This window comes from Gordonia sesuvii (assembly GCF_036350415.1).
In the GTDB taxonomy this organism is placed as follows: Bacteria; Actinomycetota; Actinomycetes; order Mycobacteriales; family Mycobacteriaceae; genus Gordonia; species Gordonia sesuvii.
The window spans coordinates 91,015-103,392 of record NZ_JAZDUF010000006.1; the positions used below are offsets into that span (position 1 = coordinate 91,015).

The window sequence follows — 12,378 nt, forward strand, 5'->3', positions numbered from 1 at the left end:
ATGTGGTGATCGGGCCGGGTGGGGCCGGCGTCTCGGTGACCGCGGCCTCCGGCGCCCTGGGCAGGTCCCGCGGCCGGGCGCACACCTCGTCGGCCACCGGCGCCGGCGCGGGCACCACGCTGGTCCCCGAGCACGACACCCTCCTGATCACCGTCGACCGGTTCTCCCCGTCGGCGTCGATCTTCGGCGTCTTCCGCACGTCCGACGAACCGGTGGCGGCCTCGTCGCGGCTGCACGTGCTGTCACTGGATCGACTGGCGCTGGTGGAGCGCGCATGGTCGGATTTCACGGCCGTCCTCTCCGAGACCCTCACGAGATCGCGCGTGAGCCTGCCGGGAGTCGGCGTGCTGTCGGAGATCTCGGCCGCGGAACTGACCGCGTTGCCGGGAGTCGAGGATTTCCTCGTCCTGCGCAGAATCCGGGACGAGGCCGTCAGCGGTACGTGGCGTCGGATCGTCGTCGACGCATCCGGGATCGGTGACCCGTTCGCGTTCCTGCGATCCGCGGCGGTGCTGAGTCAAACCCTGAATCGCCTGTGGCCCAGGCACCGCCGCCTTGCCGCAGCCGCCGAACGTCCGGTTCTCGCCCAGCTCACGGCAGCGGTGGATGCCATCGACCGGGATTGCGTCGACATCACCGAGCTGACGACCGACGCCCACAGCGTCGCCGTCCACCTGGTGGTCGGTGCAGATGACCGCGGCGAGCGACTGCTGCCCGACTACCTCGCCACCGTCGACGTCATGGGACTGGCGCTGCGGTCGGTCATCCTCAACCGCGGTATCGGCGACGGTTGTGACGACCGCATCGCGCGTTTACGGTCGGTGGTGGACGAGGGTGCCGCGATCGACTGCCTCGACGTGCCGCGGGTGGACGGACCGATCGACCGGGCGGCGCGACTGCGCAAGCTCGGCGTCGGGTTGTCGACACCGAACGGCCGCCGGTGCGGGTGCGGCGCCGCGAAGGTGGCCGAGCTCGACGATGCGCCGAAGCCGGCGGGCGCCAACCGGATGTTCGAACTCCGCTGGCGACAAAGGCTTCCCGACCCGGCGAGCCTGCAATTGGGTCGCTCGGGCGACGATCTGCTGGTGACGGTCGGCGGGTTCCGGCATCCGGTCCGGCTACCGTCGGTGCTGCGACGCTGTGTGGTCGTCGATGCGGCCTGGGACGGCACCGAGATCGCGATCACCTTCGTCCCGGACCCCGCCGTGTGGCCGCGAGGGCGCTGACGCCGACTCGTCGCCCGGGGCTTGGGCCCACCCGACGTCACGTACACTACTGCCGAGCCGGACAGGAGAACTGCCCAGATGACCTCGGACGACACGACCGGACGTGGCGGCGACGACGCCGCAGGCCACTCCCGCGGTTCCTCCGGTGACCCGTTGCGGGACTTCCTGCTCGGTCTGGCCGGCCAGATCGATCAGCTCGCCGCCGTGTTCGGGGGCACCGGGCCACGCCGCCCCGCGGCGACCGGTCCCCGCGCGGATTCGGCGTCGGCCGACGCCGCCAACCTGGCCGACCTGTCCGGCGAGATCACCTCGTTGCTCAGCGAACTCGGTGATCTCCTCGCGCGGCTCATCGCCGCGTTGATCGCGGTGCTCGAGGCGATCGCGAGTGCCCTGCGCTCAACCCCGCCGATGGCCGGAAACGAAGATCCGGCATACCAGCCGATCTCGGTTCGCATCGACCTGGGCGGGCGCGACGGTGCCCGCCGCCCGCACGGAGAGAGCGAGAGCTGATGGGGGACTTGACCATCGGTATTGACATCGGCGGCACGAGCGTACGTGCGTCGGTGGTCGACGATCGTGGGTCGATGCTCGACACACTGCGGGCCGCGACCCCACCGACCGCGCAGGCGCTCGAGCACTGTCTGGACCGATTGGTCGGCGAACTGACCTCGCGGTGGGCGGCGAAAGCCGTCGGACTGGCCATCGCCGGGTTCCTCACACCGGACCGGCGGATGATCCGGTTCGCCCCGCACCTGCCGTGGCGTGAGGCCACCGTCGCCGAGGACATGTCCGCCCGCATCGGCATCCCGGTCTTCGCCGAGCACGACGCCAACGCCGCCGCCGTCGCCGAGCAGCGTTTCGGTGCCGCCTCCCGCGGCCGCAACTCACTCGTCCTGGCGATCGGGACCGGGATCGGTGCCGGCCTGTTACTGGACGGCGAGATCTACCGCGGCAGCTTCGGGGTGGCGCCGGAACTCGGTCACCTCACCGTGGTGCCCGATGGCCGCCAGTGTTCGTGCGGGAAGCTCGGCTGCTGGGAAAGGTATTGCAGCGGAACAGCACTGGTCGACACAGTGCTCGAACTGCTGGCCGACGGCGACTGGGGCCGCAGTCAACTCGCCGCCGACGTCGCCATGGACCCCGGCGCGCTGACCGGCCGGCGCGTGGCCGGCGCCGCCGCCGACGGCGACGCCGTCGCATTGGCCGCATTCGCACAGTTCGCCGCCTCGCTCGGGCAGGGCCTCGCGATGATCGCCGACATCTTCGATCCCGACCTCATCGTGCTGGCGGGCGGGGTCGGTGCGGCGTCCGGGTTGTTCCTCGACGAGGCGCGCGAGCACTACGCGCGGCTCGTGACCGGGGCCGGCCACCGGCAACTCGCCCGTATCCGCGGTACGCAGCTCGGCGAGAGCGCGGGCGTGATCGGTGCGGCAGAAGTTGCGCGCCAAGCGATCAACGCGGAACTCGCGGCGGTGCGCGGCCGAAGATGAGGATGTGTATCGTTTCTGCGGGGCCGGTCGGATTCGGCCCGGTGCGACAAGTCTCGGCAGGTAGTGTCTGAGGCGGCGGCGATCGACGAAGTTCGGAGTCTTCGATGTGGTACTACACGTTCAAATTCGTGTTGCTCGGGCCGATTCTGCGAGTGCTCGGCCGTCCCAGGATCGAGGGGCTGGAGAACATTCCCGACCGCGGGCCGGCCATCCTCGCCAGCAATCATCTGGCCGTCATGGACAGCTTCTACCTACCGTTGATGGTGCGCCGCCGCATCTACTTCCTGGCCAAGAGCGAGTACTTCACCGGCACCGGCGCCAAGGGCGCATTCCAGCGGTGGTTCTTCTCGGCAGTCGGCCAGATCCCGATCGACCGGTCGGGGGCGGAGGCCGCCGAAGGAGCCCTCACGGCGGCGCGCCGGCAGCTCGAGGCCGGGCACCTCATGGGTATGTATCCGGAGGGCACGCGATCGCCCGATGGGCGCCTGTACAAGGGCAAGACAGGTCTGGCCCGGGTCGCCCTCGACACCGGGGTGCCGGTGATCCCGGTCGCGATGATCAACACCGAAAAGCTCAATCCGCCCGGAACGGTCATCCCGCGTCCGGCGCGCATCGTCGTGAAGATCGGTAAGCCGCTCGATTTCGCCCGGTACGAGGGCATGCAGGGCAACCGGTTCATCGAGCGTGCCGTCACCGACGAGATCATGTACGAACTGATGCAGCTGGGTGGTCAGCAGTACGTCGACATCTATGCCGCGTCGCTCAAGAACAAGCCCGCGGAGCCGTCGACACCCGCAGCCGCCTGAGTCGGGAGTCGGCCCCCGCTCCCTGAGGTGCGAGGCCGAGGCCGCCGACTATTTCGCGGTGACGTCGGCGAGCGCCGGCCGGGCCTGCGTCGAGTCGTCGCCGGTCCATTGGGGTGGCAGCAGCACGACGACGAGTAGCAGGCCCAGACCCCACAGCGTGTAGGCGTTGCCGACGATATGGTCGACGACCGACCACTGTCGCACCGCCGCCGACAGGAACTGGAACGGCCCGAGCGCGAAGACGACGACACCGGCAAGGGCCACACCGCCGTACGCGAATCGGAGCCTCCGGTCGGCAGCGCGCACCGCGATCACCGTGGCGGCCAGGATCGTCGGTACCGCCCAGACCCAGTGGTGCGCCCACGATGTCGGCGACACCAGCAGTCCCCACACCGCGGCGACGCAGGCGACCAACACCGCCACCACGCCGGCGGAGGCGTTCTCCTGCGGATCACGCAGCGCCGCGAACGCCGACACCGGACGGCATGCCCGGACCGCGGCGAACGCGAGGGCGGTGACCACCAGCGAACTCGCCACCCACAGCAATTGTTCGGTCGTCTCCTCGTGGGGCACCAGACGAATCCACATCGCATTCAGGTTCTGGTTGATCCGTCCCGCCGGGTCGCCGATCCGCGTCGTGTGGAAGAGCGTGTGCGTCCAGTAGGTCAGCGAGTCGGCGGGCAGCCAGATCCAGGCGAGGAGACCGGCGCCGAGGAAGGTGCCCACCGCGGTCAGGGCCGACCGCCATTGCCGAGCCGTGAGGAACACGGTGACGAACACCATCGGCGTCAGTTTCACCGCGCCCGCGAGTCCGGTGAGCACCCCGCGCGCCGGACCGGCCGCACGGGCCCGTCCCCGGCCCACGACGAACAGGTCGACGACGATCAGCGTCATCAGGATGATGTTGATCTGCCCGAAGCCCAACGTCATCCACAACGGATTCGACCACAGGGCAACCGAACCGACCAGCAATGCGATCCACCACCGATTGGCCGGTGCGCCCACCGACGACACCCCGAGGACGATGTGCACGATCACGACGACGAGTGCGGCGGTCAGCACCGACATCAGCAGCCCCGCTATGCCGAGTCCGAGCAGACCCAGCGGCACGAACCCGATGGCCGCGAACGGGGGATAGGTGAACGGAAGCCAGATCCCGTCGCTGGTGAACGGCATCGACCCGTCGGCGTACAGACTCTGGCCCTGCTGCCAGATCTGCGCACCGAGGCGGTAGACGTCGAGGTCGATCCGGGTGCGGGTGCCGAAGCTCGACGTGAACGGGACGCCGACGATCTGCAGGATCACCGACACGGCAAAGGTCGCGGCGATCACGACGCGGGCGCGGGTCGACGGCACCCATCGTCGTAGCCGGGTCTCGACCCCGGACAGATCGGTCTCGGGCAGAACACTCATGGTCTCGACGATTCTCCGCTCACATGGTGTGTGAATACTGTGGGGTATGCGGTTCTTCTACGACTCGGAGTTTATCGAGGACGGCACGACGATCGAGCTCATCTCCATCGGTGTCGTCGCCGAGGACGGTCGCGAATACTACGCGGTGTCCACCGAGTTCGATCCTGCACGAGCGGGCGACTGGGTGCGAGCCAACGTGCTGCCGAAGTTGCCGTCCCCGGCGTCGCCGTCCTGGCGCAGCCGTCGGCAGATCCGCGATGACCTGCTCGCATTCCTCACCGAGGCCGACGACGAGGTGGAACTGTGGGCGTGGGTCGGCGCCTACGACCACGTGGTGCTGTGCCAGTTGTGGGGGCCCATGACGGCGTTGCCGCGCGCGATACCCCGGTTCACGCGGGAGCTGCGCCAGCACTGGGAGGCCGCCGGCCGTCCGGCGTTGCCGCCGTCACCACGAAACGCGCACGACGCGCTCACCGACGCGCGGCACAACTTTCGCCGCTGGCAGGTCATCGAGGAATCCCGGCGCCGATAGTCGTCGGCCCAGGGCAGCGGCCCCTCGGGGAGTCGGCCGACGCGCTCGACTACCCTGTATTCGTGGTGACCAACTGGACCGTAGACGTTCCGATCGAGGACCTTCCGGAACTCCCGCCGTTGCCCGGTGACCTGCAGACCCGCTTCGACGACGCGATCTCCCGGCCGGCGTTGCAACAGCCGAGCTGGCCCGCCGAGGAGGCGCGCAAGATGCGCACCGTCCTCGAGAGCGTGCCGCCGATCTGCATGCCGATCGAGGTGCAGGCGCTGTCTGCGCAACTCGCCGAGGTCGCCGAGGGGCGCGCGTTCCTGCTCCAGGGCGGCGATTGCGCGGAGACCTTCGTCGACAACACCGAGCCGCACATCAAGGGCAACATCCGGACGCTGCTGCAGATGGCCGTGGTGCTCACCTACGGCGCCAGCATGCCGGTGGTGAAGGTCGCCCGCATCGCCGGGCAGTACGCCAAGCCGCGATCGGCGAACACCGACGCGCTGGGTCTGCTGTCCTACCGCGGCGACATGATCAACGGATTCCTGGCCGAGGAGACGGCCCGTGTGCACGACCCGTCCCGGCTGGTCCGCGCCTACGCGAACGCCGCCGCGGCGATGAATCTGGTTCGCGCCCTGACGGGTTCGGAGGCGGATCTGCGTCGCGTGCACCTCTGGAATCGCGAGTTCGTCCGCACGTCGCCGGCCGGGGCCCGGTATGAGGCGCTCGCCTCGGAGATCGACCGTGGTCTGCGGTTCATGGACGCCTGCGGGGTGACCGACTCGAATCTCGACTCCGCGTCCATCTTCGCGTCCCATGAGGCGCTCGTCGTCGACTACGAACGCGCCATGCTGCGGCTGGCCGACGACCCGGACAACCCGGACGAGAAGGTGCTCTACGACCTGTCGGCGCACTTCCTGTGGATCGGGGAGCGCACCCGTCAGCTCGACGGTGCCCACATCGCACTAGCGGAGCTCATCAGCAACCCGATCGGCGTGAAGATCGGACCGACGACGACGCCGGAGCAGGCCGTCGAGTACGTGCAACGCCTCGATCCGCACAACCGGCCGGGTCGGCTCACGCTGGTGTCGCGGATGGGCAACGGCAAGGTGCGCGACGTCCTGCCGGCGATCGTGTCCGCGGTGGAGGCGACCGGACACAAGGTGATCTGGCAGTGCGATCCGATGCACGGCAACACCCACGAGTCGTCCACCGGCTTCAAGACCCGTCACTTCGACCGCGTCGTCGACGAGGTGCAGGGCTTCTTCGAGGTCCACCATGCGCTGGGCACTCATCCGGGCGGCGTGCACATCGAACTCACCGGCGAGGACGTCACCGAGTGTCTCGGTGGTGCGCAGGACATCTCCGATCTCGACCTCGGCGGCCGCTACGAGACCGCCTGCGACCCGCGGCTCAACACCCAGCAGTCACTGGAGCTCGCCTTCCTGGTCGCCGAGATGTTGCGCGGCTGAGCCCAACTCGGAATCTGCCCATCGAAAACTGCCCATCGGAATCTGATCAGATGAGGTAGGTCTGGCCGACCCACCAGCCGACCGCCGCGACGGCGACCGCGAGGACCAGGACGAGCCCGATCCAGATCGCGGCGCGCAGGGCGCCCCGATCGTCCTGCTCCGGCGGCAGGTTCAGGTCACCAACCGCGCGGGTGCTCTGCGTCCGGGCCGGCCGACTCTGCTCCGGCGCCGACGGGGGACCGGGCCGGGACTCCATCTTCGTGTGCCGTGGTGGGGGCGGCGCCGCGGGAGCGGCGGCGGGCGGCACTCCGGCGCGCACCCGTGCCATGGTCTCGCGCTCCGCGGACCGGTGTGGCGCGGGCACGGTGAAGGTCGGCAGTTCGAGTTCGTCGGCGGCGGCGATCAGAGCGCGCTGCATGTCGAATCCGTCGGCGTACCGGTCGGCGGGATTGCGTTCGGTGGCGCGCAACACGATCTCGTCGAACTCCTCGGGCACGCCGTCGACGACGTCACCCGGGGCGGGGACGTCGTAGCTGAGCCGTTGATAGGCGAGGGCGAGAGGTGTGTCGCCGCGGAACGGTGTTCGGCCGGTGAGTAGTTCGAACATCATCACGCCCATCGAGTACACGTCGCTGCGGGCGTCCGCGTCCCCGGAGTCGACCTGCTCGGGCGACAGGTACGCGGCGGTCCCCAGGATGACGCTGGCGGAGGTGACGCCGGCCTCGGCGACCGCGCGGACCAGGCCGAAGTCGGCGACCTTCACCTCGCCCTGATCGGAGATGAGGACGTTCTCGGGCTTGACGTCGCGGTGCACGAGGCCCGCGGCATGCGCCGTGCCGAGCCCGCCGAGGACGGGGTCGGCCACGGCCGTGACGGCGTGCGGGGGCATCGGTCCCCGCTCCCGCAAGAGTTCGCGCAGACTGCCGCCTTCGACCAGCTCCATCACCAGGAAGACGACGCCGTTGTCGATCCCCTGGTCGTAGACAGCGACGAGCCCGGGGTGTTTCAGTCCGGCGACGGCACGTGCCTCGAACTCGAACCGGCGCAGGAACAACGGGTCTCCGCTGTAGCGTTCGTCCATCACCTTGATCGCCACCGACCGGCCCAGACGCAGGTCGACCCCGACGTACACCGCCGACATCCCGCCGCGCGCGATGGGCGCGTCGACGCGATAGCGCGCCTCCAGGGTGGAGCCCAGGAGGGGGTCGGCGGGATGTGTCACGGGGCCGAATCTACCGGGCGCCGCCACGGTGACCGGGGACCGAACCGGTCGGCGAGCCGGTAGGCTTCGGATCGTGGGTTCACTACCGCTGTCGCAGGACAGTCTCCCGTCCGACATCGCCACGCTCACCGTCGACGAGGTGGCCGGGCGGCTGCGAGTCTCGCCCAACCGGGTGCGCACCCTGATCCGGGATCACCAACTCTTGGCGGAGTCCCGAAACGGTCAACCGGCCATCCCCGCGGTCTTCTTCGACGACCTGGGCATCGTCAAGCATTTCACCGGACTCGTCGAGGTGCTGCTCGACGGCGGGTTCTCCCGCGACGAGGCGATGCGATGGCTGTTCACCGTCCAGGACGACCTCGGTATCCATCCGGCGGAGGCGTTGCACACGCACTCGGCACGCGAGGTCATCCGCCGTGCGCAGGCCCAGGCCTTTTGAGATCGTCGCGAGAGTCGTTGTGCGGCACCGCGTCGTCGACCGGAGCGGTGAACCAGTCGACCACCCGGCCCAGCCGCAGTGGGTCGCGGTGGAGCAACGACACGGCGGCCAACGCCGACAGGGCCGCGGCCAGTAGGGTTTCCGGCAGCTTGTAGAAGACGATCGAGTCGTCGGGCTGGAACACGATCAGCATGAACGTGGACACGAACACGACCAGGGCCCGGACCCGATCCGGCAGGGTGAACGCCACCGCGAGGCACAGCAGCCAGGTGTAATACCAGGGCAGGGTCGACGGTTCGAGAAGCAGCACCGCCAACATCGCCCACACCATCGCGGCCATCGCGGTGCGTTCGTCGCGGCGGCCCCACCACCACAACGCGACGAGCACGGTCGCCAACACGACCGCGCCGATCGCTCGCGTGACCGTGAGCACGGGTTGCAGGTTCAGCGCGGTGAACGGGGCGGCGACGAGAGTCACCAGATGACCCATGAGGGTGGGTACGGAGAACCAGTTGATGATCCGGTCGGCCCAGCCCAGACCGGTCAGCCACCCCAACCCGAGCCGGACGGCGACGGTGCACGCGGCGAACACCGCGACGGTCACCCCGACGACGGCAGCGAAGACACGGCCGGCGTCGGCGGGTCGCACCGGTCGGCGGGCGCGGATGTGTGCCAACCAGATCCACACGACGAACGGGATCGCGATGCCCGCGGTGATCTTGATCGACACCGCGAGACCCAACACCACCAGGCCGGTCACGTGACGTCCGGTGACGACCAACGTGACCCCGGCGACCAGGACGCCCATCAGCAGCAGCTCGACATGGGTGCCCGCGACGAGGTGGATGAGCACCATCGGGTTGGCGACCGCGAGCCACAGGCCTGCCTGGGGTGATGCCGAGAAATGCACGGCCAGACGGGGAATCGCCCACAGGGCCAGTAGCAGTCCGGGCAGGAGGGCGAGACGCATGGCGTAGACGCCGACGATCACGTGATCGCCGGTGATCTCGGTGACGACACGCGTCACCCCGACGAAGAAGGGGCCGTAAGGTGCGGTCGTTGTGGCCCAGACCTGGGCCATGCTGTCCAGCAGCGGCCCGGGGTAGTGGGCGGGGCCGTCGGCATACGGGTTGAATCCCTCACGGAACACCGCGCCCTGGGCGAGGTAGGCGTACACATCCCGGCTGTAGACGGGGACGGCGATCAGCAACGGCGCGGCCCACGCCAGCACCCCGACGCGTAGGGCACGCACCGACGGGACCGCGGTGCCGTCGGCGATCCCGCGCCCGAGCCGAACCCAGGCGATCACCATGGCCGCGACCCCGAACCAGAACACCGTGCCGAACAAGGTCTTCCCGTGCCCGTAGGTGATCATCGACAGGCCCAGATCCTGCGCGACGGTGTTGTTGCGGGCGATGTCACCGATGCCGAAGCTGCCGATGCAGACGGCAACGGCCCCGATGACACCGAGGAGTAGATCGCCCGAGGCGGGTGTGGCACGCATGCGGCGCCACCGCGACTGCTGTGGCGGAGCGCCGGGATGGGCCGACGGTGTGGTGGGTGTGGTCATCCCGGTCACGTCGTGCGGTGCGCGATCCGGCCGGCGAATGCGACGAGTTCGGCCCGGACCACATCGGACAGGGATGCGGTGGCGAGGGTGTCGAGTGCGGCGGTCAGGAGCGACGATATCTGACGCTCGATCTCGTCGACGGCGCCGACATCGACGAGAATGCCGCGGGCCGTACTGATCTCGTCGTCGGAGAGGGGACGTCCGAGGTGGTCACGCAACGTCGCGGCGAGAGCCGGGTCTCGCCGGGTGGCGTTCGAGATGCCCACGGCCAGCAGGGCGGTGCGCTTGCCGGCGGCGAGGTCGTCGCCGGACGGCTTGCCGGTCTGGGCCGGATCACCGAACACCCCCAACAGGTCGTCGCGCATCTGGAACGCGATACCGAGATCGTGTCCGACCGAACGCAGGTCGGCGATGAGTGCGTCCGGCGCGCCGGCCAGCGTGGCGCCGAGTTCGAGCGGGCGCGCAACGGTGTAGGCGGCCGTCTTGAACTCCATCACGCGATATGCGGAGTCCATCGACTCGTCGCCGGCGGCCTCGTTGACGATGTCGAGGTATTGGCCCGCGAGCACCTCGGTGCGCATCGACGACCAGACCCGTCCGACGGAAGCCGGCAGGGCCCGTGGTGTCTGGGCGGACGGGGCGTCGGGGTGGTGGCCGTGCACCATGTCGTCGGCCCACGACAGCGCCAGATCGCCCATCAGGATCGCGGCGGCCTCACCGTGATGGGCGGCGTCGCCGGTCCACCCGTCGGTGCGGTGGCGACGCTCGAACTCGCGGTGGACGGTCGCCCGTCCGCGGCGGGTGTCGGAGCGGTCGATGATGTCGTCGTGGATCAGGGCGCACGCCTGGACGAGCTCGAGGGCGGCGGCGACACGTAGGGCGTCGGAGTCATCGGGGGCATGTGGGTCGTCCGGGGAGACAACCGAGTCCGCGGACGACCGCCCGGCCAACCAGCCGGCGTAGGCGAAGACCGGCCGGACCCGTTTGCCGCCGGACAGGACGAACTCGCGGAGAACCTCACCGGCTGTCCCGACCCGCCGATCGATCCGGGCCGCGACCGGCACCGCGCGGTCGAAGAATTCTCCGAGGGTGGATTCGACGGCCGCGGGGACGTCGTCGAGCCCGGACGGGATCGGGAGTGCGGAGGTCACCCTGACAGGCTAGTGTCGCGGGGCACTAGTGCGGGACCGAGGTGTGTCGACGGCCCGCCGCCGGACGACCGGCCCGACCGATGCTCGAGGGCCGATCCGTACACTAACCAGATGACCTCAACCGCCATCCCAGCACCGTCGATCGTCGATCGACTCTCGGTACCTCATCGCGGTCCGGTCCCGTTCTCGGTGGAGTTCTTCCCGCCTCGGGACGCGGAGGCAGAGGCGCGGCTGTGGCGCGCGGTTCGGACCTTCGAGCGACTCGGACCGGCGTTCGTGTCGCTGACCTACGGTGCGGGCGGCACCACCCGCGACCGTACCGTGCGTATCGCAGGCGATCTGGCCACACAGACCACGCTGCTGCCGGTGGCACACCTCACGGCCGTGAACCACAGCGTCGACGAATTGCGTGCCCTCGTGGGCGCCTACGCCGACAAGGGCATCACCAACATCCTGGCCTTGCGCGGCGACCCGCCCGGCGACCCGCTCGGCGAATGGACCAAACATCCCGAGGGGGTCGAGTACGCCGAGGAGTTGGTGCGACTCATCGCCGACCTGGGCGACTTCCACGTGGGCGTCGCCTCGTTCCCGGAGGGCCATCACCGGGCGATCGACCTCGATCACGACACCCGGACACTGGTCGGCAAACTCCGCGCCGGAGCCGAGTACTCGATCACCCAGATGTTCTTCGACGTCGACGACTTCCTGCGGCTGCGTGACCGCGTCCACCGCGCCGACCCCGAACAGGGGGCCAAGCCGCTGATCCCGGGGATCATGCCGATCACCTCGCTGGCGACCGTGCGGCGCATGACCGAGCTGTCGGGTTCGGTGATCCCGGACGACGTGCAGGAACGGTTCGCTGCTGCCGCCGGCGACGGGGCGGAGGAGAACCGGGAGGCGGTGCGGGCCGTCGGCATCGATTTCGCCACGGAGATGGCTCAACGGCTGATCGCCGAGGGCGTCCCGTGCCTGCACTTCTGCAGCCTCAATTTCGCGAAGGCGACAAGTGAGGTACTCGAGCGTCTCGGCGTCGACGCCCGATCGGCGATGCCCGCCGCCTCGCACTGAC

Annotated in this window: 12 protein-coding genes; 8 read left to right on the top strand and 4 right to left on the bottom strand. The window is 69.3% G+C overall.

Annotation, left to right across the window (positions count from 1 at the left end; translation table 11 throughout):
• Positions 1-2 precede the first annotated feature (2 nt).
• The 4 genes from VZC37_RS18930 to VZC37_RS18945 all read left to right on the top strand — a co-directional run bounded on the left by VZC37_RS18930 (position 3) and on the right by VZC37_RS18945 (position 3,522).
• Positions 3-1,226, top strand: a complete 1,224-nt coding sequence (locus tag VZC37_RS18930; RefSeq protein WP_330434625.1) for an ArsA family ATPase — start codon at positions 3-5, stop codon at positions 1,224-1,226.
• Positions 1,227-1,304: 78 nt separating this feature from the next.
• Positions 1,305-1,736 carry a hypothetical protein gene (locus tag VZC37_RS18935; RefSeq protein ID WP_330434627.1) on the top strand — a complete coding sequence of 144 codons (432 nt, stop codon included), beginning with the start codon at positions 1,305-1,307 and terminating at the stop codon, positions 1,734-1,736.
• The gene (locus tag VZC37_RS18940) at positions 1,736-2,716 is read left to right on the top strand and encodes an ROK family protein (RefSeq protein ID WP_330434630.1); all 981 of its coding nucleotides are present in this window, start codon (positions 1,736-1,738) and stop codon (positions 2,714-2,716) included. The genes VZC37_RS18935 and VZC37_RS18940 overlap by 1 nt, the downstream gene beginning before the upstream one ends.
• A gap of 104 nt (positions 2,717-2,820) precedes the next feature.
• Positions 2,821-3,522: a lysophospholipid acyltransferase family protein gene (locus VZC37_RS18945; protein ID WP_330434632.1), complete on the top strand. Its 702-nt coding sequence runs from the start codon at positions 2,821-2,823 to the stop codon at positions 3,520-3,522.
• Positions 3,523-3,570: 48 nt separating this feature from the next.
• Here the strand turns inward: VZC37_RS18945 and VZC37_RS18950 are convergent, their stop codons facing one another.
• Complete coding sequence (locus tag VZC37_RS18950; protein ID WP_330434634.1) at positions 3,571-4,935, bottom strand: glycosyltransferase 87 family protein; 1,365 nt, start codon at positions 4,933-4,935, stop codon at positions 3,571-3,573.
• Positions 4,936-4,981: 46 nt separating this feature from the next.
• Here VZC37_RS18950 and VZC37_RS18955 point away from each other — a divergent pair, with 46 nt between their 5' ends.
• Positions 4,982-5,467: a polyadenylate-specific 3'-exoribonuclease AS gene (locus tag VZC37_RS18955; protein ID WP_330434636.1), complete on the top strand. Its 486-nt coding sequence runs from the start codon at positions 4,982-4,984 to the stop codon at positions 5,465-5,467.
• A gap of 65 nt (positions 5,468-5,532) precedes the next feature.
• Complete coding sequence (locus VZC37_RS18960; protein WP_330434958.1) at positions 5,533-6,927, top strand: class II 3-deoxy-7-phosphoheptulonate synthase; 1,395 nt, start codon at positions 5,533-5,535, stop codon at positions 6,925-6,927.
• A 46-nt stretch (positions 6,928-6,973) separates the two neighbouring features.
• On the opposite strand, the gene VZC37_RS18965 is transcribed toward VZC37_RS18960, so the two are convergent.
• Positions 6,974-8,149 carry a protein kinase domain-containing protein gene (locus tag VZC37_RS18965; RefSeq protein ID WP_330434638.1) on the bottom strand — a complete coding sequence of 392 codons (1,176 nt, stop codon included), beginning with the start codon at positions 8,147-8,149 and terminating at the stop codon, positions 6,974-6,976.
• Between the two features lie 73 nt (positions 8,150-8,222).
• Here VZC37_RS18965 and VZC37_RS18970 point away from each other — a divergent pair, with 73 nt between their 5' ends.
• A complete protein-coding gene (locus tag VZC37_RS18970) occupies positions 8,223-8,588 on the top strand; it encodes an Rv2175c family DNA-binding protein (protein ID WP_330434640.1) in 366 nt (121 codons plus the stop codon).
• Here the strand turns inward: VZC37_RS18970 and VZC37_RS18975 are convergent.
• Positions 8,557-10,092 (bottom strand): alpha-(1->6)-mannopyranosyltransferase A, encoded by a 1,536-nt coding sequence (locus tag VZC37_RS18975; RefSeq protein ID WP_330434960.1) that lies wholly within the window; start codon positions 10,090-10,092, stop codon positions 8,557-8,559. The two genes, VZC37_RS18970 and VZC37_RS18975, sit on opposite strands and share 32 nt — an antisense overlap.
• A 71-nt stretch (positions 10,093-10,163) precedes the next feature.
• Complete coding sequence (locus VZC37_RS18980) at positions 10,164-11,309, bottom strand: polyprenyl synthetase family protein (protein WP_330434643.1); 1,146 nt, start codon at positions 11,307-11,309, stop codon at positions 10,164-10,166.
• Between the two features lie 111 nt (positions 11,310-11,420).
• Between VZC37_RS18980 and metF the strand changes: the two genes are divergently transcribed.
• Positions 11,421-12,377 carry a methylenetetrahydrofolate reductase [NAD(P)H] gene (gene metF / locus VZC37_RS18985; RefSeq protein ID WP_330434645.1) on the top strand — a complete coding sequence of 319 codons (957 nt, stop codon included), beginning with the start codon at positions 11,421-11,423 and terminating at the stop codon, positions 12,375-12,377.
• Position 12,378: the final 1 nt, after the last annotated feature.

What these genes read in the sequence shown, in the direction of transcription:
- VZC37_RS18935 (WP_330434627.1), top strand. Translation starts at nt 1,305, where the DNA reads ATGACCTCGGACGACACGACCGGACGTGGCGGCGACGACGCCGCAGGC.
- VZC37_RS18940 (WP_330434630.1), top strand. Translation starts at nt 1,736, where the DNA reads ATGGGGGACTTGACCATCGGTATTGACATCGGCGGCACGAGCGTACGT.
- VZC37_RS18945 (WP_330434632.1), top strand. Translation starts at nt 2,821, where the DNA reads ATGTGGTACTACACGTTCAAATTCGTGTTGCTCGGGCCGATTCTGCGA.
- VZC37_RS18950 (WP_330434634.1), bottom strand. Translation starts at nt 4,935, where the DNA reads ATGAGTGTTCTGCCCGAGACCGATCTGTCCGGGGTCGAGACCCGGCTA.
- VZC37_RS18955 (WP_330434636.1), top strand. Translation starts at nt 4,982, where the DNA reads ATGCGGTTCTTCTACGACTCGGAGTTTATCGAGGACGGCACGACGATC.
- VZC37_RS18975 (WP_330434960.1), bottom strand. Translation starts at nt 10,092, where the DNA reads ATGCGTGCCACACCCGCCTCGGGCGATCTACTCCTCGGTGTCATCGGG.
- metF (WP_330434645.1), top strand. Translation starts at nt 11,421, where the DNA reads ATGACCTCAACCGCCATCCCAGCACCGTCGATCGTCGATCGACTCTCG.